The sequence below is a fragment of the Micromonospora psammae genome, assembly GCF_036902725.1.
In the GTDB taxonomy this organism is placed as follows: Bacteria; Actinomycetota; Actinomycetes; order Mycobacteriales; family Micromonosporaceae; genus Micromonospora.
Genome location: NZ_JBAKHM010000020.1, coordinates 1 through 22,985 on the forward strand (window position 1 = coordinate 1; position 22,985 = coordinate 22,985).

The following is a 22,985-nucleotide window of genomic DNA, read 5'->3' on the forward strand; positions in this document are numbered from 1 at the left end:
CTCCGACCCGCCTCCACCGCCGCGGAGCCCCGCCCGGCGGCCGCGCCGCCGACCGAGGCCCGGCCGGCCGGTGCCGCGCCGCGGGCCTCGCCGCCGGAGCCGGGGTACGCGTCGTCGGACCGCGGCCCGGGGCCACCGTTCGAACCCGGTACCTGGGCCCGCGCACGCGGGGAACTGGGATCGCCGTACGAGTTCATTCCTCACACCCTGCCGGTCGCGGTGGGACGCGGGGGCGCCACCACCGGGTTGCCGTGAGTTGACACACGCGACGCGAAGCCCCGGCGGGAGCCGGGGCGCGTCATCATATCCGTATCAATCGGACCAATCAGGCCGTTCAGCTGCCGGTCGTGGTGCCCGTCGTCGACGGCACCGGGATCGACCGGTCCAGCCAAGTTCACCGTTGCGCCTCTCGCCTTCGCCCCTGGGCCGGTCCGGTGCCCGGCGCGCTCACGCCGCCCACCGCACCCTGCTCCGGTCCTCCCTCGGCCAGCCCGTCCCGGCCGAGCAGGAACTGCTCGACGAGATGGTTCCAGTCACAGCCGAGACACACCTCCACCACGAAGACCTGGAACTCACGCAGCGTCATCGCCAGCACGGGCAACTCGGCCAGCGTGCGCGCCTGGCCGGCGGACTGCTTGAGCTCGTCCCCGTAAATGTAGTGGACGTGGGTCAGGTTCTCGCTCCGGCAGATCGGGCAGCGCTGCTCCGTCGGCTCACCGTGGAACCGGGCGGCGTTCTTCAGGTACGGCGAGGCGTCGCAGACGTCGTACGTGCCGACCCGGCCGGCCAGGAGCTCACGCAGCACTGCCCGCTTCTGGAGCGAGTAGTCCACCACCTGGCGCTGCGTACGCATGCGGAGAAGGGTACGCGGTCCGGCCGGACGAGGCGACCACCGTCACGATCCGTCACCAACAGCTCCCGGAACGAAGGTTTGCCCTGATCGTGGCTGAGGTACTAACGTGCGATGTATCGGTCCGATACATCGCGGCGGTTGACTCCGCTGCCGGAGGTGGGAAGGGATGGCCCGTGCTCGAGCTAGCCATCCTCGGCCTCCTGCAGGAGTCACCGATGCACGGCTACGAACTCCGCAAGGAGCTCACCGCCAAGCTCGGCGCCATCCGGGCGGCGATCAGCTACGGCTCGCTCTACCCGACCCTGCGCCGGCTGCAGGCGGCGGGATGGATCACCGAGGCCGCCGAGACACCCGCGACCGCCGAGGAGGTACCCGCGCTGACCAGCCGACGAGGTCGGGTGGTCTACAAAATCACCGCGGAGGGCAAGGAACGCTTCGCCCAACTGATCGCGCAGGCCGGGCCCGAGACGTACGACGACACGGGCTTCGGGGTGCACTTCGCGTTCTTCGCCCGGACCGACCAGGCGACCCGACTGCGCATCCTGGAGGGTCGCCGCCGCACGATCGAGGAGCGTCGCGAAGGTCTTCGTGACGTGCTGGGCCGGGCGGCCGAGCGCCTCGACGCGTACACCCTGGAACTGCAACGCCACGGGCTCGACGCCTGTGAGCGCGAGGTCCGCTGGCTGGAGGAGCTCATCGCCAACGAGCGCTCCGGCCGTGCCCCGACGGTCCCGCAACCCGGGACGGCCGGCGGCCGACGAGACAACAACAGCCCGCCTCCGCCTGGAGAGTCCAGGAAAGAGCGGCCGTGATGAAGAAGAAGGAGGCAGACGCTATGGGCTCCGTCCGCGTCGCCATCGTCGGTGTGGGTAACTGCGCCTCGTCCCTCGTTCAGGGCGTGGAGTACTACCGGAACGCCGACCCGAACGACCGCGTCCCGGGTCTCATGCACGTCACCTTCGGCGACTACCACGTTTCGGACGTGGAGTTTGTCGCGGCGTTCGACGTGGACGCCAAGAAGGTGGGCATGGACCTCGCGGAGGCGATCGTCGCCAGCGAGAACAACACCATCAAGCTCTGCGACGTGCCGCCGACCGGCGTCAGCGTGCAGCGCGGTCCGACCTTCGACGGCCTGGGCCAGTACTACCGTGAGATCGTCGAGGAGTCGGACGCCGAGCCGGTCGACGTGGCCAAGGCGCTGCGCGACGCGCAGGTCGACGTGGTCGTCTCCTACCTGCCGGTCGGCTCCGAGCAGGCCGACAAGTTCTACGCCCAGGCCGCGATCGACGCCGGCTGCGCGTTCGTCAACGCCCTGCCGGTCTTCATCGCCTCCGACCCCGAGTGGGCGAAGAAGTTCGAGGACGCGGGCCTGCCGATCGTCGGTGACGACATCAAGAGCCAGGTCGGTGCCACCATCGTGCACCGCGCGCTGGCGAAGCTCTTCGAGGACCGCGGTGTCGAGCTGCTGCGCACGTACCAGCTCAACTTCGGCGGCAACATGGACTTCATGAACATGCTGGAGCGCAACCGCCTGGTCTCGAAGAAGATCTCGAAGACCCAGTCGGTCACCTCGCAGATCCCGCACGAGATGAGCAAGAGCGACGTGCACATCGGCCCGTCGGACCACGTGCCGTGGCTGGACGACCGCAAGTGGGCGTACATCCGCCTGGAGGGTCGCTCCTTCGGTGACACCCCGCTCAACGCCGAGCTCAAGCTCGAGGTGTGGGACTCGCCGAACTCGGCCGGCGTCATCATCGACGCCGTCCGGGCCGCGAAGATCGCCCTGGACCGCAAGATCGGTGGCCCGATCATGTCGGCCTCGTCGTACTTCATGAAGTCCCCGCCGGTGCAGTACGCCGACCACGACGCGCACGCCGCCGTCGAGGCCTTCATCGCCGGCGAGGTCGAGCGCTGACGCGCTGAACACCAGCAACACCCGGGCCCGGCCATTCGGTCGGGCCCGGACCCGTTCCGGGGGCCTCCGTCAGGACCAGGCGCGGCGCAGGGCCACCCCGGCCTCCAGCTCCAGCAGCTTCACCTTGCGGTCCAGGCCGCCGCCGAAGCCGACCAGCTTCCCGCCCGCCCCGACGATCCGGTGACAGGGCACGATCACCGGGACCGGGTTTCGGTTGCAGGCCACCCCGACCGCCCGGGCCGCCCCGGCGTCCCCCACCCGGCGGGCCACCTCGCCGTAGGTGAGCGTCTCCCCGTACGGGATGCGGGTCATCTCCCGCCACACCGCCCGCTCGAAGTCGGACCCGCGTGGCATCTCGACCGGGACACCGAAGTCGGTCGCCTCCCCGGCGAAGTACGCCCGCAGCTCCGCCACCACCCGTCGGGTCAGCTCGTCCGACGGCTCCTCGGCCGCCGACGCCACCCGCCCGAAGTGCGCCCCACGGACGCTGCCGGCCTCGGTGGCCACCGAGAACTCGCCGATCGGGGTGTCGAGCACGGTCCAGCGCATCCGCCCATTCTTCCCCCGGCCACAGGTCACCGGTACGACCGGCCCGTCACCTGTGCCGTCCACCGCGCCACCAGGGCGGAACCGGCTCGGCCGCGCCGCTTCGACCGGCCGCCCGCCTTCGGGAGGACCGACGCGTTCCGCTCACCGTCGCCCCGGTCGGACCGGTCCGGACGTTGCGCCACGTCGATACCGTGCAGGTCGTGGCCACGGGGACTCTCATCTTTCTGATCATCGGCGGGGCGGGCGTCGCCGTGATGGCCCTCGCCCTGCTCGGCACCGAACTCCTCCACCTCGGTCACCTGGACGTCGACGGTCCCGTCTCCGTCGAGGCGGTCGCCGGCTTCCTCGGAGCCTTCGGCTTCGGCGCCGCCATCGTCAACGAGCTGCTCGGTGGGCGTACCCCCGGCATGGTGGCGGCGGCGGTGGCCGGCGGCGCGGTCGCCGCGGTGCCGGCCGCGTGGCTGGCGTCCCGGCTGGGCCGGGCGGCGCGGGACATGCCCACCGACCCGACGCCCACCCGCGACCACCTGGTCGGCGCGCTCGGCCTGGTGGTCACCCCGGTGCCCGCCACCGGCTACGGCGAGGTCCGGGTACGCGTGGCAGGCCAGCCGGTGAAGCTCAACGCCCGCGCCGACCATCCCATCCCGGTCGGCGCGCAGATCTTCGTCGTGCAGGCGCTGAGCGAGACCAGCGTCCACGTCGAGACCTACTGACCTCCAACTCCACCTCCTCGCAGAGACGGAATTCGCCCATGCCCCTTGTCATCGCCGTCGGCGGCGCGGTCCTGCTGGTCGTCGTCCTCGTGCTCTTCGTGCTCTCCCGGATCAAGGTCGCCGGCCCGAACGAGGCGTTCATCGTCACCGGGCGCAAGGGCCGCACCACGCAGACCGCCGACGGTGGCCGCTCCACCGACATGTCCGGCCAGAAGGTGGTCCTCGGCGCCTCCGTCTTCGTGCTGCCGGTGGTGCAGAAGCTCCAGTCGCTCGACCTCTCCAGCCGCCGCATCGACGTGGGCATCCGGGGCGCGGTCAGCAAGCAGGGCATCCGCACCGACCTGCACGGCGTGGCGATCGTCAAGGTCGGTGGCACCGAGGACGCGATCCGCGCCGCCGCCCAGCGCTTCCTGCACCAGCAGGACGAGATCGACAACTTCACCCGGGAGGTGCTCGCCGGCGCGCTCCGCTCGATCGTCGGCCGGCTCACCGTGGAGGAGGTCATCCGGGACCGGGCCGCGTTCGCCAGCGCGGTCGCCGAGGAGGCCGAACACTCGATGACCAACCAGGGGCTGGTGCTGGACACCTTCCAGCTCCAGGACATCCTGGCCGAGGGCTCGTACCTGCAGGACCTGGGCCGTCCGGAGGCGGCCCGGGTGCTCAAGGACGCGGCCATCGCCGAGGCCCGGGCCCGGCAGCAGGCCGAGCAGGAGCGGCTGCTCGCCGAGGAGGCGATCGCCGAGGCGAACCGGAACCTGTCGCTCAAGCAGGCCGCCATCCAGGCCGAGATCGACGCCGCGAAGGCCCGGTCAGCGGCGGCCGGACCGCTCGCCCAGGCCGAACGGGACCAGGCGATCCTCTCCGAGCAGCAGAAGGTGGCCGAGCGCAACGCCGAGCTGAAGCAGCGCCAGCTCGACACCGAGGTGCGCAAGCCGGCCGACGCGGCCCGCTACAAGGTGGAGCAGGAGGCCGAGGCGGCCCGCAACGCGGCCGTGCTCAACGCCGACGCGCAGCGGCAGTCCGTCATCGCCGCCGCCCAGGCCGCCGCCGAGCAGGCCCGGCTCACCGGTGAGGGCGAGCGGGCCCGCCGGGCGGCGCTGGCCGAGGCGAACGCCGTCGAGGGCGCCAAGGAGGGTGAGGCCGAGCAGCGGCGGCGCTCCGCGATCGCCGAGGCGGTCGAGCGGGAGGGCCAGGCCGAGGCCGCGGCCATCCTGGCCCGCGGTCAGGCCGAGGCGGACGCGATGGCCCGCAAGGCCGAGGCGTTCGCCGCGTACGGCGAGGCGGCGGTGCTGGACCTGCTGGTCAAGGTGCTGCCGCAGGTGGTCGAGGCGGCCAGCGCCCCGATCGGCGCGATCGACAAGATGACGGTGATCTCCACCGACGGGGCCTCGTCGCTGACGAGGTCGGTGGCCGGCAACGTCGCGCAGGGCCTCCAGCTCGGCTCCGACCTCACCGGCATCGACCTGCCCGGCCTGCTCGCCAAGCTCGGCGCGCAGCGGAGCGCCGCCACGGCGACTTCCGACCGCCCCGTGGTGGACGGCAAGCCCGTCGGCCACTGAGCCATCACGATGCCGGCCGGTCCCGTCACGGGTCCGGCCGGCATCGTCTTCGGGCGGCCGCACCCGGTCGGCGGGGCAACCCGCGGTACGGCGAGAAAGGAACGGCGCCCGCCGGACCACCCCGCGTGCGGGACGGTGCCGACGGGCGCCGGATGGTGCGGGGCCCTGCTTAGGCGAGAGCGATGGTGAACTGCTCCCAGGAGCCGACCGAGAGGCTCTTGGCGATCAGCGGCTTGCTACCACCACTGTCGGCCTTGACGATCTTTTCGTTGGCGTCGGCGTAGAGGTGGACGGTGCCGTCCGCGTGGTGCCAGCCGACGTAGAACGCCTCCCAGCTGTTGATCGCGGTGCCCTTTGCCAGCAGCGGCAGGGAACCGCCGCTCTGCGCGGTCACGTACCGGTTGTTGACCAGCGCGCGGAAGGCGACCCAGCCGTATCCGAGATCGACCAGCTCGTACTTCTCCCACGCCCCGACCGAGCTGCTCCGGGCGATCAGCGGCTTGCTGCCCGCGCTCTCCGCCACGACGAACTTGCCGTTCGCCTTGGCCTTCACGCTGACGATCGGGTTCGGAGCTTCCAGGTCGAACTTCTCCCAGGCGCTGATGGTGGCGCCCTTGGCGATCAGCGGCTTCGAACCCGCGCCGTCGGCGGTCACGTACTTGCCGTTGGCCTGCGACTTGAGGCTGATGCTGCCGTCAGTGTTGTGGATCAGCTGGAACTTCTCCCAGGTGCCGATCGCGGAGCTGCGAGCGATCAGCGGCTTGCTGCCGCCGCTCTCCGCCACGACGAACTTGCCGTTGACCTTCGCCTTGAGGGCGACCAGCCCGTTGCCGGCGGAGACGACGTCGAACTTCTCCCAGGCGCCGAGCTGCCAGCTACGGGCGATCAGCGGCTTGGTGCCGGCGCCGTCGGCCACGGTGAGGCTGTCGTTGACCCGGGCCCGCAGGCCAACGGAGCTGCGGCTCACCGGAACGGCACCGACGTGCAGCAGCCGATCGATGCTGCCCGCGGGGCCGAGCACGGCGCCGGAGATGCCGTTGGTGACGACGGCGTTCCGCACCTGCTGCGGGGACCAGGTCGGGTTCTGGGCGAGCAGCAGCGCCGCCGCGCCGGCCACGTGCGGCGCGGCCATCGACGTCCCGTTCAGCGTCCGGGTCGTGCTGGTGCCGCCGATGAAGGCGGAGGTGATGCCGACGCCAGGGGCGAAGGTGTCGAGGCAGCGGCCGTAGTTCGAGAAGCCGGCCATCATGTCCACCCGGTCGGTGGCGCCCACGGTGATCCCGGCCGGGACCCGTGCCGGGGAGTACGAGCAGGCGTCGTCCGTGTCGTTACCGGCGGCGAGGGAGTAGCTGATCCCGGAGGCGATGGAGGCGGCGACCGCGTCGTCCAGCGCCACGTCCGCCCAACCGCCCAGGCTCATGTTCGCCACTGCCGGCTTCTGGGCGTTGGCGGTCACCCAGTCGACCCCGGCGATGACCTCTTCGGTCGTGCCGGAGCCTTCGCAGTTGAGCACCCGCACGGCGACCAGGTTGACGTCCTTGGCCACGCCGTAGGCCTTGCCACCCACCGTGCCCGCCACGTGGGTGCCGTGACCGTTGCAGTCGGCGACGTTGCCGTCGGGGACCGCGTTGAACCCGTGGCTCGCCCGGCCACCGAAGTCCTGGTGGTCGATGTTGATTCCGGTGTCGATGATGTACGCGGTGACGTCGCTGGCCGACGTCGCCGGGTACGTGTAGGAGCGGTTCAGCGCCGGAGTGGTCTGGTCGATCCGGTCCAGACCCCACGAGGGCGGGCTGGTCTGGGTGTCGCTCGCCGAGTACCGGCGGACCGGCTCGACGTACGCGACGTCCGGATCCGCCGCCAGTCTCTTCGCCTGGGCCGGGGTGAGCTGCGCGGAGTAGCCCCGCATGGCGCTGGTGAAGACCTTCCGGACCTTACCGCCGTTGGTCTTCGTCAGGGCCTTCACGGTGCTGCGGGTGACGCTCGGGGCGGCCTTGCCGTCCTTGAGCTTCACGATGTAGCGGCCCGGCACAGGCTTGGCGGAGGTGCCGCGCGCCTGTGGGCGTTCCGGAGCGATCAGGGTCGGCCGGACCGGGTTGCTCGGGTCCGGGCTGACCGGGGTGGTCGGAGCGGCCAGTGCGCCACCACCGGTGAACGCCGTCAGGGTGCTCACCGTGGCGAGGGCCAGGCCGGCGACCGCGGTGCGGCGTATGACGCCACGTCTCATGTAGATGGTCTCCCCGTAGAGATAGGACGGCCGTCTTCGTCCGACGGCCGGACAGGATGCGCGGCCCCGAAAAGGAACATCCAGGGGCGAGGGCGCCAACGACATCATGGACGACGATCGACAGCGGACGCCTCAACCGTTCGGTCGAAACGCCGGCGTTTCGTCGTTACGGGGCGACGGACCCAGGTGAGGGCCGTCGGCGAGGGGTTGCCTCAGTCGACGATGCCCTGCTCGCGGGCCCAGCGCAGCAGCTCCGCCTCGGCGGAGTCCCGGTCCAGCGGGCCCCGCTCCAGGCGCAGCTCCTTGAGGTGCTGCCAGGCCCGCCCCACCACCGGTCCGGGCGGTACGCCGAGCAGCTCCATGATCGCGTTGCCGTCCAGGTCGGGGCGGACCCGGGCCAGGTCCTCCTCGGCCGCGATCCGGGCGATCCGCTCCTCCAGCGCGTCGTAGTCGGCCGCCAGCTGGGCCGCCTTGCGCCGGTTGCGGGTGGTGCAGTCCGACCGGGTCAGCTTGTGCAGCCGGGTCAGCAGGTCGCCGGCGTCGGTGACGTACCGGCGCACCGCCGAGTCGGTCCACTCGCCCCGGCCGTACCCGTAGAAGCGCAGGTGCAGCGCGACCAGGGCGACCACCTGCGCGGTGACGTCCTTGGGGTAGCGCATCGCCTTCATCCGGGCCTTGGTCAACCGGGCACCGACCACCTCGTGGTGGTGGAAGCTGACCCGACCGTCCGACCCGACCGCCTTGGTCGCCGGCTTGCCCACGTCGTGCATGAGCGCGGCCATCCGCAGGACGAAGTCCGGGCCGTCCTCCTCGAAGGAGACGGCGTTGCTGACCACGGTCAGGGTGTGCTCGTAGACGTCCTTGTGCTGGGCGTGCTCGTCGATCTCCAGCTTGAGGCCGGTCAGCTCGGGCAGGAACCGCTCGGCGAGGCCGGTGTCGACGAGCAGCCGCAGCCCGGTGATGGGGTCGGCGCCGGAGAGCAGCTTGGTGAACTCGTCGCGGATCCGCTCGGCGGTGATCCGGTCCAGGTCGGCGGCCATCCGGGTCATCGCGGCGCGCACGTCCGGGTGGACGGTGAAGCGCAGCTGCGCGGCGAAGCGGGCCGCCCGCAGCATCCGCAGCGGGTCGTCGCCGAAGGACTCCCCCGGCGTGCCGGGGGTACGGATGACCTTGGCAGCGAGATCGTCCAGACCGCCGTGCGGGTCGGTGAACCGGTGGTCGGGCAGGCTGACCGCCATCGCGTTGATGGTGAAGTCCCGCCGCTTCAGGTCCTCGTCGAGGTCGGTCCCGTACTCGACGATCGGGTTCCGGCTGACCTGGTCGTACGCCTCGGCGCGGTAGGTGGTGATCTCCAGGCGCAGCCCGTCGCGCTGGCAGCCGATGGTGCCGAACTCCCGGCCGGTCTCCCAGATCGACTCGGCCCAACCCTTGATGATCTTCAAGGTCTGGTCGGGGTGGGCGTCGGTGCAGAAGTCCAGGTCGTCGCCGAGCCGGCCGAGCAGGGCGTCGCGCACGGAACCGCCCACCAGGTGCAGCTCGTGTCCGGCGGCGGCGAACCGGCGGCCCAACTCGTCGGCGACCGGGGAGACACGGAGCAGTTCGGCGACGGCGTTGCGCTGCACGACGGTGAGCTCGCGGCGGTCGCCGGCGTGGGATGCGGAGGCAGCTTCGGACATGGGATCGCCAGCCTATCGGGCGGGTGTGGCAACTGATCCGCCGGGCGCGGGTAAGAGGTCGAGGTTGACTAAGGTCTTCCACGTGCGAGCCGGCGTCCGGCTCCGACGTACCCCTTGGAGGCTGGAGATGGGCGGCGGGCTCTACCGCAGCGCGAACGCCACGCCGGACGGCGCCATGCCGCCGACCGACGGGGCGACCTTCATCTCCGCCGAACCGCTGAACCAGCCGGGGGTGGAGGCCACCGCGCCCCCGCCGGAGGTGGTCGGGGAGACCAGCGCCGCGGCGAACAGCGCGGTGATGGCGATCGGCAGCCTGGTCAGCCGGGGTACGGGCTTCATCCGGAACCTGATGATCGGTGCCGCGCTGGGCAACCTGATCGGCAACGCCTACACGACGGCCCAGTTCCTGCCGAACCAGGTGTACGAGTTCCTGCTCGGCGGCGTGCTGACCAGTGTGCTGATCCCGGTGCTGGTCCGTCGGAGCAAGGCCGACCCGGACCGCGGTGAGGCGTACGCCCAGCGGCTGCTCAGCCTGGCGGTGATCACGCTGGCCGCCGCCGCGCTGATCGCGGTCGCGCTCGCGCCGGTGCTGACCGCCCTCTACGCCAGCGGCAAGGACGAGCACTACACCGACCTCGTCACCAGCCTGTCGTACCTGATGCTGCCGATGCTCTTCTTCACCGGCGTCAGCGCGTTGATCGCCGCGGTGCTGAACACCCGGGGTCACTTCGCCGCGCCGATGTGGGCGCCGATCCTGAACAACCTGGTGGTCATCGGCGTCTTCGGCCTCTACATCCTCATCTACGGGGCCAGGGCGCTGAAGCCGGGCGAGCTGGACGCCGGGCAGATCCTGCTGGTCGGCGGCGGCACCCTGCTCGGCGTGGCGGTGCAGGCCGCCGGCCTGCTGCCGGCCCTGCGCAAGGTGGGCTTCCGCTGGAAGTGGCGCTTCGACTTCCGCGAGCTGGGGCTGAGCGAGCTGGCGCGGCTCGGCGCCTGGATGTTCTGCTACGTGGCGGTCAACCAGCTCGGCCTCTTCGTGGTGGTCAACCTGCTGACCCGGGCGGCCGGCGAGGACAGCGCGGGCATCCTGATCTACAACAACGTCTTCCTGCTGCTGATGATGGCGCACGGCATCATCGCCGTCTCGATCATCACCGCGCTGATGCCCCGGATGAGCGCCGCCGCCGCCGACGGCCGGTTCCGCGACGTGACGGCCGACCTGTCCCGGGGCACCCGGATGGTCACCGCGGTGCTCGCCCCCGTGGCGGTCTGCTACGCGGTGCTGGCCAGCCCGATCTCCCGGGTGGTCTTCCAGTACGGCGCCTTCGACGCCGAGAACGCCCGCGCCACCTCCACCGTGCTGCTGGTCGCCGCGGTGGGGCTGGTGCCCTTCGCGGTCAGCCAGCTCTTCACCTTCGCGTTCTACGCGCTGCCGGACACCCGCACCCCGGCGCTGGTCAACATCCCGGTGGTGGCGCTGCGGGTGCTGCTCCAGGTGGGGCTCTTCGTCGTCTTTTCGCCGGCCTTCGCGGCGGCGGGCATGATGCTCGGCAACGCGCTCTCGTACGTCGCGGCGGCGGTGGTCTCCGCGCTGCTGCTCCGGCCGCGGGTCGGCCGGATCGGGCTGGGCGCCATCATGCGGACCATGGGCAAGGTGGTCGTCGCCGCGCTGGGGGCGGCGCTGGTCGGCCTGCTGGTGGTCAACCTGCTGCCCGGTGACCCGGGCGACCTGGGCTGGCTCGCGGCGGCCGTCCAGCTGGTGGTCGGCGGCGCGGTCATCGGGGGGACCTACCTGGGACTGGCCATGGTGCTGCGGATCGGCGAGATCACCGAGGTGGTCGGGATGGTGCGTCGGCGGCTGGGGCGCTGACGCTGCGCGACGGTGGCACGGCCCCGGGCTCCGGGGCCCTCCGGCACGGAGTGTGAACGAGGATCACCAGCCTGGGGATACGCCTGTGGATAACCGGGCGATTTCCCGGTCAGGCACCGGATCGGCCTGTGGACAACCAACCGTACGGCTGAGCTTGATGGGCCGTTCGGAGGGAACTCGGCACAGGGTTGTCGGATCGCCACTCCCGGGTGGGCCCCTCCGGCGACTACTTGCGGTCAGCCTCTAGATTGGCCAGTACATGTGCCAGCAACGTGGCCGACAAGGGTAGTAACCGGACAAGGTGCTTCTTAACCGGCACCTGGTCGGCACCGGCGGGAAGATGACATGTCGGTATGACGGCCAGTCCGGGTAAGGTCGCACTCGACGGATGCGGCAGGTGGCCGACGCTCGCGTCGACGCCGTCGGCCGGTTCCTTCAAGGCGGAGCGGGAAGCCACATGCCCAGCAGCGCGGGTCCATCGATCGACACGATCACCGAGGGAGGACTGGTGACCCAGGTCGGCGAGGGTCAGGAGGCGGAGGAGACTGCTCCGCCCGTCATGACCTTCGGTGCTCCCACGGCCGGTGAGATCCTCGCCGAGCGGTACGAACTGGTCGAGCACATCAACAACGACAGCGCCGGGCGACTGGTGTGGCGCGGGGTCGACGTCGTCCTGCGCCGGCCGGTGGCGGTCGTGCTGCGCTACCCGGGCGGCGACTCGGCCACCGAGATGCTCCAGGCGGCGGTCGCCGCCAGCCGCGTCATCCACCCCAACCTGGTCGGCGTCTACGACGCGATCGACGAGGACGACCGCGCGTACGTGGTGCGCGAGTGGGTCGACGGTCGGTCCCTGCGGGAGCTGGTGGCCGACGGTCCGCTGGACCCGGCCCGCGCCACGGCCGTGGGCAACGCGGTGGCCAGCGCGCTCGCCTCCGTGCACGCGACCGGGATGGTGCACGGCAACGTGCACCCCGGCACCGTGATGATCAGCGACGACTCCCGGGTGGTGCTGGCCGACGCGCGGACCGACGGCGCGGACAGCCAGGAGAACGACATCCGGGCGGTCGGCGGCATCCTGTACTTCGCGCTGACCGGGCACTGGCCGCACGCCGAGGCCCCGCTGCACGGCGCGACCGCCGGCCACGGCCGTGCCGCCATCCCGGACGCGGTCCGCGACGCCAGCGGCGCGATCGCCGCCCCGCGGCAGGTCCGGGCCGGCGTACCGGCCTACCTCGACGACCTGACCATGGACCTGCTCGACGCCGAGATCGCCCCGCCGTCGTCGGACGTGCTCGCCGCCGAGCTGGGCCGGCTCGACATCCCGGCCGAGGACCACTTCCTCGACCAGACCGGCACGATCCGCTTCACCGCCGACCCCGGCGAAGACCCCTCACCGCTGGCCGCCGCGGGTGGCCGCAAGGTCGCGATCGGCATCGCCGGCCTGCTGGCCGTCGCCCTGGTCGGCCTGCTCATCGGCATCAGCGCCCTCGGCGGCGACGACAAGTCGCCCGACACCGAGCCGGTGGCCCGGCCGTCCAACAGCGCCCCGTCCAGCGCGGCCAGCGCCCCCGCGCCCGCCGTGCGCAAGCTCAACATCGAGGACGTCCGGATCATCGACCCGGACAGCGGGGACCGCGCAGAGGTGCGCGACGCCGAGAAGGTGATCGACGGCGACGAGGACGAGGGCTGGGAGACCCAGAGCTACCGGAACAACGGCAAGTTCGGCGGCTTGAAGAAGGGCATGGGCATCTGGATCGACCTGGGCCAGCCGCGCACGGTCAAGTCGTTGCAGGCGGTCCTCTCCTCGACCGGAGCCTCCGCCGAACTGCTCGCCGGTGAGAGCGACTTCCCGTCCAGCTCCACCGGCGACAAGCAGCTCAAGGCGGCCTACACGACCCGGATCGGGCAGCCGTTCGAGGAGCACGACGGCACCAAGATGACCTTCAACGGCTTCGACGCCGACAAGACGTACCGCTACCTGCTCTTCTGGATCACCGAACTGCCGGAGAAGGACAGCGGGGACGGCTGGAAGCTCGGCGTGCAGGAAATCACGGTCCAGGGCTCGTGATCCGGCTGCCGCGACCCCGGCACCGCCTCCCCCGGACGTGGTGATGACGGGTCGCGGCGGGGGGACGCCCGACCCGGCGCCCGGTGACCCGGTGCCGGCGACGATCCCGCGCCCGGTGCCGCCCGCCGAGGCGAGCGACATCGAGCTGCTCCGGGCGCACGTCGCCGGTGACCGGGACGCCTTCACCGAGCTGCTCCACCGGCACCGGGACCGCCTCTGGGCGGTGGCGCTGCGTACGCTGGGCGACCGCGAGGAGGCGGCGGACGCGCTCCAGGACGCGCTGCTCTCCGCCCACCGCGCCGCCGGCCGGTTCCGCGGCGACTCCGCCGTCACGACCTGGCTGCACCGGATCGTGGTGAACGCCTGCCTGGACCGGATCCGGCGGCGCCAGGCCCATCCGACCGTCCCGCTGCCCGACGGTACGCGCACCGACCAGGACGGCCGGCTCACCGGCGGGGTCGAACCCGCCGCCCCGGCCACCGACCACGACACCGCCCTGGTGGTCCGGCAGGCCCTCGCGGCGCTGCCGGTCGAGCAGCGGGCCGCGCTCGTGCTGGTCGACGTGCAGGGCTATCCGGTCGCGGAGGTGGCCCGGATCCTCGGGGTGGTGGAGGGGACGGTCAAGAGCCGCTGCGCCCGTGGCCGGGCCCGGCTGGCGGTCCTGCTCGGGCATCTGCGCACCGGCTCGACCGATGGCCCGGCGGTCGCCGGCCCCGCTCGGAACGTGCCGGACGTCACCGTCGGGAACCGACGGGCCCCGGAAGGCGTCGGATCGGGGTCGGGGCGCTCCCGGCAGGATGCCCACCAGGAGGAGACGTGACGGCCCGGGAATTCAGGGAGGTCGACCACGACCTGCTCGCCGACTACGTCGGCGGGGCCCTGGCCGGCACCCCGGACGAGGTGACCGTCGCCCGCCTGGTCGACGAGGACCCCGCCTGGGCCCAGGCGTACGCCGAACTGGCCCCCGCGGTCGCCCTGGTCCGCGCCGACCTCACCGCCTGGGCCGAGCCGGCGCCCGAGATGCCGCTCGCTGTTCTCGACCGGCTCACCGCGGCGCTCGCCGGCGCCGGTCCGGCCGCTCCCGCCGACGCCACGCTCGCGAGCACCGACCGGGTCGGGCACGACGCCCGGCCGACCCCTCCCGGCGTACCGGCCCAGGCCGGCGGCGCGGCACGACGTACCGGTGGGTCCCGGCCGGACGACGGGCGCGCCGACGCGGCCGGTCCGGGGCGGCGACGCCGGCGCTGGTCCCGGCTCGCCGGCCCGGTCGCGCTCGCCGCGGCCTCGCTGATGACCGGCGGCATCGGCATCGGCCAGCTGCTCGACCGCTCGGGCACCGAGGACACCGCCGCCACGACGATGGCCGGACCGTCCGCCGAGGACGCGGCCGCGCCGTTCCGGTTGACCACCGAGCCCGGGCGCAGCGGCACCGACTGGACACCGGAGACGCTGGTCGGTGGTGCGTCCCGGTCGGCGCTGCCGAAGGCCGCGAGCGCCGGTCCCGGCCCGCAGCCGGGGGTGGGCTCGGTCGAGGGGGCGCCGGACAGGAGGCGTCCGGCCTTCGCCGGCGGGCTCGACCGGCTCAGCGACCGGGGTGCGTTGGACGTCTGTCTCGCCGAGATCTCGGCCGAGCACGGCCGTGGGCCGGTCACCGTGGACCTGGTCGACTACGCCTCCTTCCGGGGGGAGCCGGCGCTGGTGGTCCGCTTCGCCGACCCGTCCGGGGAACACTGGACCTGGGTGACCGGGGCGGAGTGCGGCGTACCGGGCTCCGGCGCGGACACCCGGTGGCAGGCGCGGGTAGGGTGAGTTCGCGGCCACGGGCGTCCGCCGCCGCGTGACGTGACCCACCGGACGACCGGCTCGGGAATCCCCGGTTCGTACGATGACGTTCTGCAAGTCAGTCGCCGCCGTCGCTGAACGGTCGGCACTCGGATCGGCATCGTCCCGGCGGCAGTTCAGCCGGTACGGATGGCGAACACACACATCGGGAGACGGCAGTGGACGAGGTCCGCAACCTGATCATCATCGGCTCCGGGCCGGCCGGCTACACGGCGGCGGTCTATGCCGCCCGCGCCAACCTCAAGCCTCTCGTCATCGAGGGCGTGCAGTCCGGTGGCGCGCTGATGACGACGACCGAGGTGGAGAACTTCCCCGGCTTCGCCGACGGCATCCTCGGCCCCGAGCTGATGGACAACATGCGCAAGCAGGCCGAGCGGTTCGGCGCGGAGTTCCTCACCGACGACGTCACCCGGGTGGAGCTGAAGGACACCGGCCAGATCGGTTCCGACGCGGTGAGCACCGTGTGGGTGGGCGAGACCGCCTACCGGGCCCGCGCCGTCATCCTCTCCACCGGTTCGGCGTGGCGGCCGCTGGGTGTCCCCGGCGAGCAGGAGTACCTCGGCCACGGCGTGTCGTCCTGCGCGACCTGTGACGGTTTCTTCTTCCGCGGCCAGAACATCGTGGTGGTCGGTGGCGGCGACTCCGCGATGGAGGAGGCCAGCTTCCTCACCCGCTTCGCCGACTCGGTCACCATCGTCCACCGGCGCGACTCGTTCCGGGCCAGCAAGATCATGGCCGACCGGGCGCTGGGCAACGACAAGATCAAGGTCGAGTGGAACACCACTGTCGAGGAGATCCTCGGCGAGGACGGCAAGGTCAGCGGGGTCCGGGTCCGCAACGTGCACACCGGCGAGACCAAGGTGATGGACGTGACCGGCGTCTTCGTCGCGATCGGCCACGACCCGCGCAGCGAACTCTTCCGCGACCAGGTGGAGGTCGACGACGAGGGGTACGTGAAGGTGCAGGCGCCCAGCACCCGCACCAGCATCCCCGGCGTCTTCGCCGCCGGTGACCTGGTGGACCACACCTACCGGCAGGCGATCACGGCGGCCGGCACGGGCTGTGCCGCCGCGCTGGACGCCGAGCGCTTCATCGCCACGGTCCAGGGCTGAGAGACACGAACCGAACGTCTGAGGAGGGTCATAGTGGGAGCAACGAAGGTCGTCACCGACGCGAACTTCGACACCGACGTGTTGAAGTCCGACAAGCCGGTGCTGGTGGACTTCTGGGCCGAGTGGTGCGGGCCGTGCCGTAAGGTGTCGCCGCTGCTGGAGGAGATCGCGGGCGAGATGGGTGACCAGGTCACCATCGTCAAGCTCAACATCGACGAGAACCCGGAGACCGCCCGCGCCTACCGGGTGATGTCCGTGCCGACCCTGACCATCTTCAAGAACGGCGAGCCGGTGCAGTCGATCGCGGGCGCCAAGCCCAAGGGCGAGTTGGTCCGGCTGATCGAGTCGGCGCTCTGAGCCACCACGACACCGGAACCCCGCACCCGACCGGGTGCGGGGTTTCGTCTTTCCAGCGGCGGTGACCTGCGCGAACCCGGACCGGCTGGCGACCGGCCACGGTACGCTCCGTAGGCATCCGCTCGGCGGAGAGCGCCATCGTCGCAAGTCCCGGTGGGCGTGAGGAGAGCGTGGCGCCGACCAGGCAGCAGCAGAGGGGGTCGTGCGTGCGTCCGATCCGACCCGGTGACCGTGGACCCGCCGTGACGGAGATCCGCACCGTCCTGACCGGCCTCGACCTGCTCCCGTCGTCGACCGGCGACGAGTTCGACGCCGCCACCGAACGCGCGGTCCGCGCGTTCCAGCAGTCCCGGGGGCTCAGCGTCGACGGGCGGGTCGGCGCCGAGACCTGGCGCGCCCTGGACGCCGCCCGCTGGCGGCTGGGCGCCCGCACCCTCTACCACGCGGTGCCCGAACCCCTCACCGGCGAGGACGTCCGGTCGCTCCAGGAACGCCTCCTGGAGATGGGGTACGACGTGGGCCGCGCCGACGCCATCTACGGCGTCCGCACCTCCCGGGCGGTGGCCCAGTTCCAGCGCGAGGTGGGGCTCAAGCCCGACGGCTCCTGCGGACCGCACACCATGAGCGCGCTGCGCCGGCTCGGCCGCAAGGTGGTCGGCGGCCGACCGCAGTGGCTGCGCGAGTCCGACGCCATCCGGCAGTCCGGGCCCACCCTGGTCGGGCGGACGGTGGTCATCGACCCCGGCCACGGCGGCACCGACCCGGGGGTGGTGGTGCCCGAGGGCCCGCTGCGCTGGATCGAGGCGGAGATCGTGCACGACCTGGCCAGCCGGCTGGAGGGGCGACTCGCCGCCGCCGGCGTCCGCGTGCAGCTCACCCGGGGTCCGACGCCGGAGAGCTGCCTGCCGGACACCGACCGGGCGCAGCTGGCCAACTCGCTCGGCGCCGACGTGTTCATCTCCCTGCACACCGACGGGCACGCCAATCCCGATGCGGAAGGTGTGGCCACCTACCACTACGGCACCGACAACGGCGTGAACTCGGCGACCGGGGAGCGACTCGCCGGGCTGGTGCAGCGGGAGATCGTCGCCCGGACGGGGCTGCGGGACTGCCGTACCCACGCCAAGGCGTGGGACCTGCTGCGGCTGACCAGGATGCCGGCGGTACGGGTGGAGGTCGGCTACCTGACCTCGCCGAAGGACCGGGAACGGCTGGTGGATCCCCGGTTCCGGGACCGGGTGGTGGAAGCGATCGTGGCCGCCGTGCAGCGGATGTTCTTCCCGATCGAGCGGGACGTGCCGACCGGCTCGATCGACGTGAGCGAGCTGCGGGCGGTGGTGGCCGCCGGCGCGGTGGTCGACTGAGCCGGGGCCGCGTCCCGCCGGCGGATCAGCCGGCGGTGGACCGGGTGGCCGGGGCGGGGCGTACCGGGCGCAGCAGCGTCTCGGGGCTCATCGAGCCGAGCAGCTTCTCCAGCGCGTACTCGACGTCGGACTTCCAACTCAGGGCGGTGCGCAGCTCCAGCCGCAGGCGCGGGTAGCGCGGGTGGGGGCGGACGGTCTTGAAGCCCACCGAGAGGAAGAAGTCGGCCGGGGCGACGCAGGCGCGGGTGGCGTCGTCCCCGTCGCCGAACTTCGCGTCACCGAACGCCTCGATCGCCTTGATGCCGCGCTTGGTCAGATCCCGGGCGACACCCTGCACGAGCATCCGGCCCAGTCCGCCACCGGCGAAGGAGGGCACCACGTTGGCCGTCATCAGCAGCGCCGCGTCGGCGGAGACCGGCGAGGTGGGGAAGGCCATCGAGCGGGGCACGTAGGCCGGCGGGGCGTACATGACGAAACCGGCGGGCATGCCGTCGACGTAGACGAGCTTGCCGCAGGAGCCCCACTCCAGCAGGGTCTGGGAGACCCAGGCCTCCTTCTCCAGCCCCGGATCACCGGCCGCGCAGGCCCGGTCGGCGGAGACCGGGTCCAGCTCCCAGTAGACACACTGCCGGCACGGGCGGGGTAGGTCTTCCAAGGTGTCGAGGGTCAGACTGACCAGACGTCGCGACATTGGCGCATCCCCACAATAGGCTCGGAGGTGGAACCACCGCGGCTTCCTGCCCCCGACGAGCGATCGTACGCCGCCAACCGACCGTACGGGAGGGGACGCGCGAACAGCCACCCGGCTCGGGGGGTCGGTCCGGGATGTGGACCCCGCTCGAAGTCGTGACGGCCGGCGGCGCCGATCCCGACTACGATCGGGTAACCGGCGTCCCGCGCCGCCATGGTCGGCGGCAGCGCGGGTACCACACCGGCCGGGACCCGACCGACACCCGATCGAGGTGATGTCATGACCGGCACGACGCTCGACGACTACACCGACCGGTACGCCCGACGCGTCCGCGGGATGACCGCCTCGGAGATCCGGGCGCTCTTCGCGGTGGCCAGCCGGCCGGAGGTCGTCTCGCTCGCCGGTGGAGCCCCGTACATCGCCGCGCTGCCGCTCGACGCGGTCGGCGAGATGCTCGGCCGGCTGGGCTCGGAGCACGGCGTCACCACCCTCCAGTACGGCATCGGCCAGGGCACCCTGGAGCTGCGCGAGCGGATCTGCGAGGTGATGGCGCTCTCCGGGATCGACGCGGCCTGCGGCGCCTCACCCGAGGACGTGGTGGTCACCGTCGGCGGGCAGCAGGCGCTCGACCTGGTGGCCCGCCTCTTCCTGGACCCGGGGGACGTGGTGCTCGCCGAGGGCCCGACCTATGTCGGCGCGCTCGGGGTGTTCCAGGCCGCCCAGGCCCAGGTCGCGCACGTCCCGATGGACGACGAGGGGCTGATCCCCGAGGCGCTGGAGGTCGCCATCGCCGACCTGGCCCGCGCCGGCCGGCGGGTGAAGTTCCTCTACACCATCCCGACCTACCAGAACCCGACCGGCGTGACGCTGAGCGAGGAGCGCCGCGAGCGGGTGCTGGACATCTGCGAGCGCGCCGGCCTGCTGGTGGTCGAGGACGACCCGTACGGCCAGCTCGGTTTCGAGGGTGAGGCGCCCGCGCCGCTGCGGGCCCGCCGCCGCGACGGCGTCTTCTACCTGAGCACCTTCTCCAAGACCTTCGCCCCCGGCCTGCGGGTCGGCTGGATCCTCGCCCCGCACGCGGTCCGCGACAAGCTGGTCATCGCCAGCGAGGCGCAGATCCTCTGCCCCAGCGGCTACGCGCAGGCCGCGGTGGCGACGTACCTCTCCACCATGCCGTGGCGGGAGCAGCTGAAGGTCTACCGGGAGGTCTACCGGGAGCGGCGGGACGCCATGCTCGCCGCGCTGGAGGACCTGATGCCCGCCGGCACCACCTGGACCACCCCGGCCGGGGGTCTCTTCGTCTGGGCGAACCTCCCCGACGGGCTGGACGCCAAGGCGATGATGCCGCGCGCCATCGCCGCCCGGGTGGCGTACGTGCCGGGCACCGGCTTCTACGCCGACGGCTCCGGGACCGGCAACATGCGGCTCAACTTCTCCTTCCCGTCGCCGGAGCGGATCCGCGAGGGGGTGCGCCGGTTAGCCGGCGTGATGGAGCAGGACATCGCCATGCGGCGCGTCTTCGGCGCGGTCAGCCCGGCCGGCCGCCGCCGGCAGGGCGGCGCGGACGCGCCGGGACCCGACTTGGCATGATTCCGGGATGGCTGTCACCTCCGCCGAGCGATCCCTCGTGACCGACCCTGCCACCATCACCGACCTGCACGTGCTGGTGCTCGCCGGTGGGCTCTCGTACGAACGGGACGTCTCACTGCGCTCCGGCCGCCGCGTGCTCGACGCGCTGCGCGCGGTCGGGGTGGAGGCGGAGCTGCGGGACGCCGACGTGGCGCTGCTGCCCGCGCTGACCGCCGATCCGCCGGACGCGGTGGTGATCGCGCTGCACGGCGCGACCGGGGAGGACGGTTCGCTGCGCGGCGTCCTCGACCTCTGCGGAGTTCCGTATGTCGGCTGCGACGCCCGCGCCTCCCGGCTGGCCTGGGACAAGCCGTCGGCCAAGGCGGTGCTCCGCGAAAACGGCATCCCCACCCCCGACTGGGTGGCCCTGCCGCACGACCGCTTCTCCGAGCTGGGTGCGGTGGCGGTGCTGGACCGGATCGTCGACCGGCTGGGCCTGCCACTGATGGTGAAGCCCACGCAGGGCGGGTCGGGCCTGGGCGCCGCCGTGGTCCGGGACGCCGCGGCACTCCCGGCCGCCATGGTCGGCTGCTTCGCGTACGACTCGACCGCGCTGGTCGAGCGGTACGTGCCCGGCATGGACGTGGCGGTCTCCGTGGTCGACCTGGGCGAGGGGCCGCAGGCCCTGCCGCCGGTGGAGATCGTGCCGCGCAACGGCGTGTACGACTACGCGGCCCGTTACACGGCCGGCCGGACCACCTGGCACGCCCCGGCCCGGCTGGACCCGGCCGTCGCCGGCAGCGTCGCCGAGGTGGCCCTCGCCGCGCACAACGCGCTGGGGTTGCGCGACCTCTCCCGGGTGGACCTGATCGTCGACTCCGACGGCAGGCCGCACGTGCTGGAGGTCAACGTGTCCCCGGGCATGACGGAGACGTCACTGCTGCCGCTGGCGATCCAGGCCGCCGGCCTGGACTTCGGGCGGGTGCTCGGGACGCTGGTCGGTCGGGCCGCCGCCCGCCGCTCCTGACGCGCCTCCCGCCGGCGGTGGCCGCACGGCCGACCCACGCGACCGGCCCGGGCGTCGAGGACTCCGGGCCGGCCCGTCGGGGCTAGCGGCTCGAACCGCCGTCCGGGACCGGCGCCCGCTCCTCGTTCCCGGCATCCTCGATGCTGCTGGCGTCGTCGGCCTCGTCCCCGGTGTCCCCGCCGGGCTCGCCGTCGGCTTCCTCGGCCGCGTCGGCTTCCTCGGCCGCGTCGGCGTCCTCGGATTCGGCGTCGTCCTCGGGATCGGTCTCGATGCTGCCGGTGTCGGGGGCGTCCAGGGTGTCGTCGTCCTCGTCCGCCGGTACCGGGATCTCCTCGTCCGCCTCGATCACCGAGACGGGCTCCTCTTCGGCGGCGGCCGCCTGCGCGGACGACTGCGCGGAGAAGCTCGACGGCGCCTGCCACTGGATGCGGGGTGGTTCGGCCAGCGGACGCCCGCCGAACTCGGCCAGCCAGGCGGCGACCAGGGCCAGGTTCTCCCGCCACTGAGCTTCCGAGATGGGCGGGAGGATCGAATCCCAGAGAGAGAGGAAGGTCCCGCGCAACTGGAGCCGGCCGTACGGGCGGGCCAGGAACCACATGTGGAGATGGGCGGAGCCGTCACCCCAGCGGTTCACGTGCACCCGGGCGACGCCGTCCAGCGACCGGATGGCGCGCTCCAGTCGTACCGTCATCACGCCGAGCTCGGCGGCGAGCAGGTTGGGCAGATCGCCCAGGTCGAGGTGGGAGCGGGATTCCAGGATCAGCACCATCGGCAGGCCGGTCGGCCGGTCCATGGCGCGAACCCGCCACCGCTCGCCCACCCAGATGTAGGCGTCGTCCGGGGCGTTGCAGGCGGTGCATTCCCGGTGCCCCTCACCCTTGCGGGGAGGCTCGACCGGGACCGGATCCTCGAGGTGCTTGACGCGGAGGTCGCCCTCGAAGGGGAACGAGGGCCACTGGGTGAAGTCCGGGACTGAGGGAGGGGTGTCGTGCACGACGCTGACCCTAACCGAGTAAGCGACCGCTGTCCCTACCTGAAGAGCGGCGATCATGAGGTCGCCTCATGCGGTTCAGAGGGCTCACGGAGGGCGGGCGACAGGTGCCGGAGCGAGGTTGTCCACAGGCTGATGAGATCACCAACACACCCCGTCATCCACAGGTCAGGGCACTGTTTTACGCGCGGTTTCACGTGAAACGGGGGGTGCCTGTGGACAAGGCCTGTGGATAACTATGTGGCTCCTCCACAGCGTCCGTCACAGGAGTCCCAGGCCCGTCTCTCCTAACGAACGGCAGGGCGGTCCGCTGCTGCCTCTGGCGGCAGTTCTGTCGAGGGGAAGCTCTGCCACGAGGCGGAGACGGCGTGCGCCGAGTCGGGAAGTCGGGCCAGGGGTGAGCCGGCGGGTGGAGGCGAGAAGGGCGGCCGGCCACGTCTGAGGGGGCGGGCCGGGCGAGGCGGGCCCGCCGTGCGGGCGGGCTGGGACGAGCCGGCGGGACGAGCCGGCGGGCCGAGCCGGCGGGGCGGGGCGGGGCCGAACCGGCGGGGCGGAGCAGGGCGAGTGGGCCAGTCGCCAGGGGGCCGGGGGCGAGTGGGGCG

At 72.2% G+C, this 22,985-nt stretch carries 20 protein-coding genes; 13 read left to right on the forward strand and 7 right to left on the reverse strand.

Annotation, left to right across the window (positions count from 1 at the left end; genetic code table 11):
* Positions 1 to 197, reverse strand: a 197-nt coding sequence (locus tag V6U79_RS21805) for a hypothetical protein (RefSeq protein ID WP_334615633.1), incomplete at its 3' end; no start/stop codon positions are given.
* Between the two features lie 197 nt (positions 198 to 394).
* Positions 395 to 853: a DUF5318 domain-containing protein gene (locus V6U79_RS21810; RefSeq protein WP_334615634.1), complete on the reverse strand. Its 459-nt coding sequence runs from the start codon at positions 851 to 853 to the stop codon at positions 395 to 397.
* A gap of 173 nt (positions 854 to 1,026) precedes the next feature.
* Here V6U79_RS21810 and V6U79_RS21815 point away from each other — a divergent pair, with 173 nt between their 5' ends.
* Positions 1,027 to 1,665 carry a PadR family transcriptional regulator gene (locus V6U79_RS21815; RefSeq protein WP_334533803.1) on the forward strand — a complete coding sequence of 213 codons (639 nt, stop codon included), beginning with the start codon at positions 1,027 to 1,029 and terminating at the stop codon, positions 1,663 to 1,665.
* A gap of 23 nt (positions 1,666 to 1,688) precedes the next feature.
* On the forward strand, positions 1,689 to 2,768 hold the full coding sequence (locus V6U79_RS21820; protein ID WP_334533800.1) for an inositol-3-phosphate synthase: 1,080 nt from the start codon (positions 1,689 to 1,691) through the stop codon (positions 2,766 to 2,768).
* 69 nt (positions 2,769 to 2,837) lie between these two features.
* Here the strand turns inward: V6U79_RS21820 and V6U79_RS21825 are convergent, their stop codons facing one another.
* Positions 2,838 to 3,317, reverse strand: a complete 480-nt coding sequence (locus V6U79_RS21825; RefSeq protein ID WP_334615635.1) for a methylated-DNA--[protein]-cysteine S-methyltransferase — start codon at positions 3,315 to 3,317, stop codon at positions 2,838 to 2,840.
* Between the two features lie 191 nt (positions 3,318 to 3,508).
* Here V6U79_RS21825 and V6U79_RS21830 point away from each other — a divergent pair, with 191 nt between their 5' ends.
* Positions 3,509 to 4,030, forward strand: coding sequence for an NfeD C-terminal domain-containing protein (locus tag V6U79_RS21830; protein ID WP_334533812.1), 522 nt, complete (start codon positions 3,509 to 3,511; stop codon positions 4,028 to 4,030).
* Between the two features lie 38 nt (positions 4,031 to 4,068).
* Entirely contained in the window at positions 4,069 to 5,589 is a 1,521-nt protein-coding gene (locus V6U79_RS21835) for a flotillin family protein (protein WP_334533793.1), read from the forward strand.
* A 169-nt stretch (positions 5,590 to 5,758) separates the two neighbouring features.
* Here V6U79_RS21835 and V6U79_RS21840 read toward each other — a convergent pair whose 3' ends face one another.
* Both V6U79_RS21840 and V6U79_RS21845 read right to left on the reverse strand, forming a co-directional pair.
* Complete coding sequence (locus V6U79_RS21840; RefSeq protein ID WP_334533790.1) at positions 5,759 to 7,816, reverse strand: S8 family serine peptidase; 2,058 nt, start codon at positions 7,814 to 7,816, stop codon at positions 5,759 to 5,761.
* A gap of 212 nt (positions 7,817 to 8,028) precedes the next feature.
* Complete coding sequence (locus V6U79_RS21845) at positions 8,029 to 9,492, reverse strand: CCA tRNA nucleotidyltransferase (RefSeq protein ID WP_334533787.1); 1,464 nt, start codon at positions 9,490 to 9,492, stop codon at positions 8,029 to 8,031.
* A gap of 127 nt (positions 9,493 to 9,619) precedes the next feature.
* On the opposite strand from V6U79_RS21845, the gene murJ reads away from it, so the two are divergent.
* The 7 genes from murJ (at position 9,620) to V6U79_RS21880 (ending at position 18,105) form a co-directional block, all read left to right on the forward strand.
* Entirely contained in the window at positions 9,620 to 11,362 is a 1,743-nt protein-coding gene (gene murJ / locus V6U79_RS21850) for a murein biosynthesis integral membrane protein MurJ (RefSeq protein WP_334615636.1), read from the forward strand.
* A gap of 457 nt (positions 11,363 to 11,819) precedes the next feature.
* On the forward strand, positions 11,820 to 13,430 hold the full coding sequence (locus tag V6U79_RS21855) for a protein kinase family protein (RefSeq protein ID WP_334533781.1): 1,611 nt from the start codon (positions 11,820 to 11,822) through the stop codon (positions 13,428 to 13,430).
* Between the two features lie 43 nt (positions 13,431 to 13,473).
* Positions 13,474 to 14,250, forward strand: coding sequence for an RNA polymerase sigma factor SigM (sigM, locus tag V6U79_RS21860; RefSeq protein WP_442933805.1), 777 nt, complete (start codon positions 13,474 to 13,476; stop codon positions 14,248 to 14,250).
* Positions 14,247 to 15,239, forward strand: a complete 993-nt coding sequence (locus V6U79_RS21865) for an RsmA family anti-sigma factor (protein ID WP_334533775.1) — start codon at positions 14,247 to 14,249, stop codon at positions 15,237 to 15,239. The genes sigM and V6U79_RS21865 overlap by 4 nt, the downstream gene beginning before the upstream one ends.
* A 191-nt stretch (positions 15,240 to 15,430) precedes the next feature.
* On the forward strand, positions 15,431 to 16,384 hold the full coding sequence (gene trxB / locus V6U79_RS21870) for a thioredoxin-disulfide reductase (RefSeq protein ID WP_334533772.1): 954 nt from the start codon (positions 15,431 to 15,433) through the stop codon (positions 16,382 to 16,384).
* 33 nt (positions 16,385 to 16,417) lie between these two features.
* A complete protein-coding gene (gene trxA, locus V6U79_RS21875; RefSeq protein WP_334533769.1) occupies positions 16,418 to 16,741 on the forward strand; it encodes a thioredoxin in 324 nt (107 codons plus the stop codon).
* A gap of 206 nt (positions 16,742 to 16,947) precedes the next feature.
* Entirely contained in the window at positions 16,948 to 18,105 is a 1,158-nt protein-coding gene (locus V6U79_RS21880; protein WP_334533766.1) for an N-acetylmuramoyl-L-alanine amidase, read from the forward strand.
* A gap of 25 nt (positions 18,106 to 18,130) precedes the next feature.
* Here V6U79_RS21880 and V6U79_RS21885 read toward each other — a convergent pair whose 3' ends face one another.
* Positions 18,131 to 18,796: a GNAT family N-acetyltransferase gene (locus tag V6U79_RS21885; protein ID WP_334533763.1), complete on the reverse strand. Its 666-nt coding sequence runs from the start codon at positions 18,794 to 18,796 to the stop codon at positions 18,131 to 18,133.
* A gap of 279 nt (positions 18,797 to 19,075) precedes the next feature.
* On the opposite strand from V6U79_RS21885, the gene V6U79_RS21890 reads away from it, so the two are divergent.
* Both V6U79_RS21890 and V6U79_RS21895 read left to right on the forward strand, forming a co-directional pair.
* Positions 19,076 to 20,386, forward strand: coding sequence for an aminotransferase-like domain-containing protein (locus tag V6U79_RS21890; protein ID WP_334533760.1), 1,311 nt, complete (start codon positions 19,076 to 19,078; stop codon positions 20,384 to 20,386).
* Positions 20,387 to 20,393: 7 nt separating this feature from the next.
* Positions 20,394 to 21,392: a D-alanine--D-alanine ligase family protein gene (locus V6U79_RS21895; RefSeq protein WP_334615638.1), complete on the forward strand. Its 999-nt coding sequence runs from the start codon at positions 20,394 to 20,396 to the stop codon at positions 21,390 to 21,392.
* A gap of 82 nt (positions 21,393 to 21,474) precedes the next feature.
* On the opposite strand, the gene V6U79_RS21900 is transcribed toward V6U79_RS21895, so the two are convergent.
* The gene (locus V6U79_RS21900; RefSeq protein WP_334615639.1) at positions 21,475 to 22,386 is read right to left on the reverse strand and encodes a hypothetical protein; all 912 of its coding nucleotides are present in this window, start codon (positions 22,384 to 22,386) and stop codon (positions 21,475 to 21,477) included.
* Positions 22,387 to 22,985 lie beyond the last annotated feature (599 nt).

Coding starts and splice junctions, on each gene's coding strand:
- V6U79_RS21825 (WP_334615635.1), bottom strand. CDS start 3,317: ATGCGCTGGACCGTGCTCGACACCCCGATCGGCGAGTTCTCGGTGGCC.
- V6U79_RS21885 (WP_334533763.1), bottom strand. CDS start 18,796: ATGTCGCGACGTCTGGTCAGTCTGACCCTCGACACCTTGGAAGACCTA.
- sigM (WP_442933805.1), top strand. CDS start 13,474: ATGACGGGTCGCGGCGGGGGGACGCCCGACCCGGCGCCCGGTGACCCG.
- V6U79_RS21810 (WP_334615634.1), bottom strand. CDS start 853: ATGCGTACGCAGCGCCAGGTGGTGGACTACTCGCTCCAGAAGCGGGCA.
- murJ (WP_334615636.1), top strand. CDS start 9,620: ATGGGCGGCGGGCTCTACCGCAGCGCGAACGCCACGCCGGACGGCGCC.
- V6U79_RS21890 (WP_334533760.1), top strand. CDS start 19,076: ATGACCGGCACGACGCTCGACGACTACACCGACCGGTACGCCCGACGC.
- V6U79_RS21820 (WP_334533800.1), top strand. CDS start 1,689: ATGGGCTCCGTCCGCGTCGCCATCGTCGGTGTGGGTAACTGCGCCTCG.
- V6U79_RS21845 (WP_334533787.1), bottom strand. CDS start 9,492: ATGTCCGAAGCTGCCTCCGCATCCCACGCCGGCGACCGCCGCGAGCTC.
- V6U79_RS21855 (WP_334533781.1), top strand. CDS start 11,820: ATGCCCAGCAGCGCGGGTCCATCGATCGACACGATCACCGAGGGAGGA.
- V6U79_RS21895 (WP_334615638.1), top strand. CDS start 20,394: ATGGCTGTCACCTCCGCCGAGCGATCCCTCGTGACCGACCCTGCCACC.
- V6U79_RS21840 (WP_334533790.1), bottom strand. CDS start 7,816: ATGAGACGTGGCGTCATACGCCGCACCGCGGTCGCCGGCCTGGCCCTC.
- V6U79_RS21835 (WP_334533793.1), top strand. CDS start 4,069: ATGCCCCTTGTCATCGCCGTCGGCGGCGCGGTCCTGCTGGTCGTCGTC.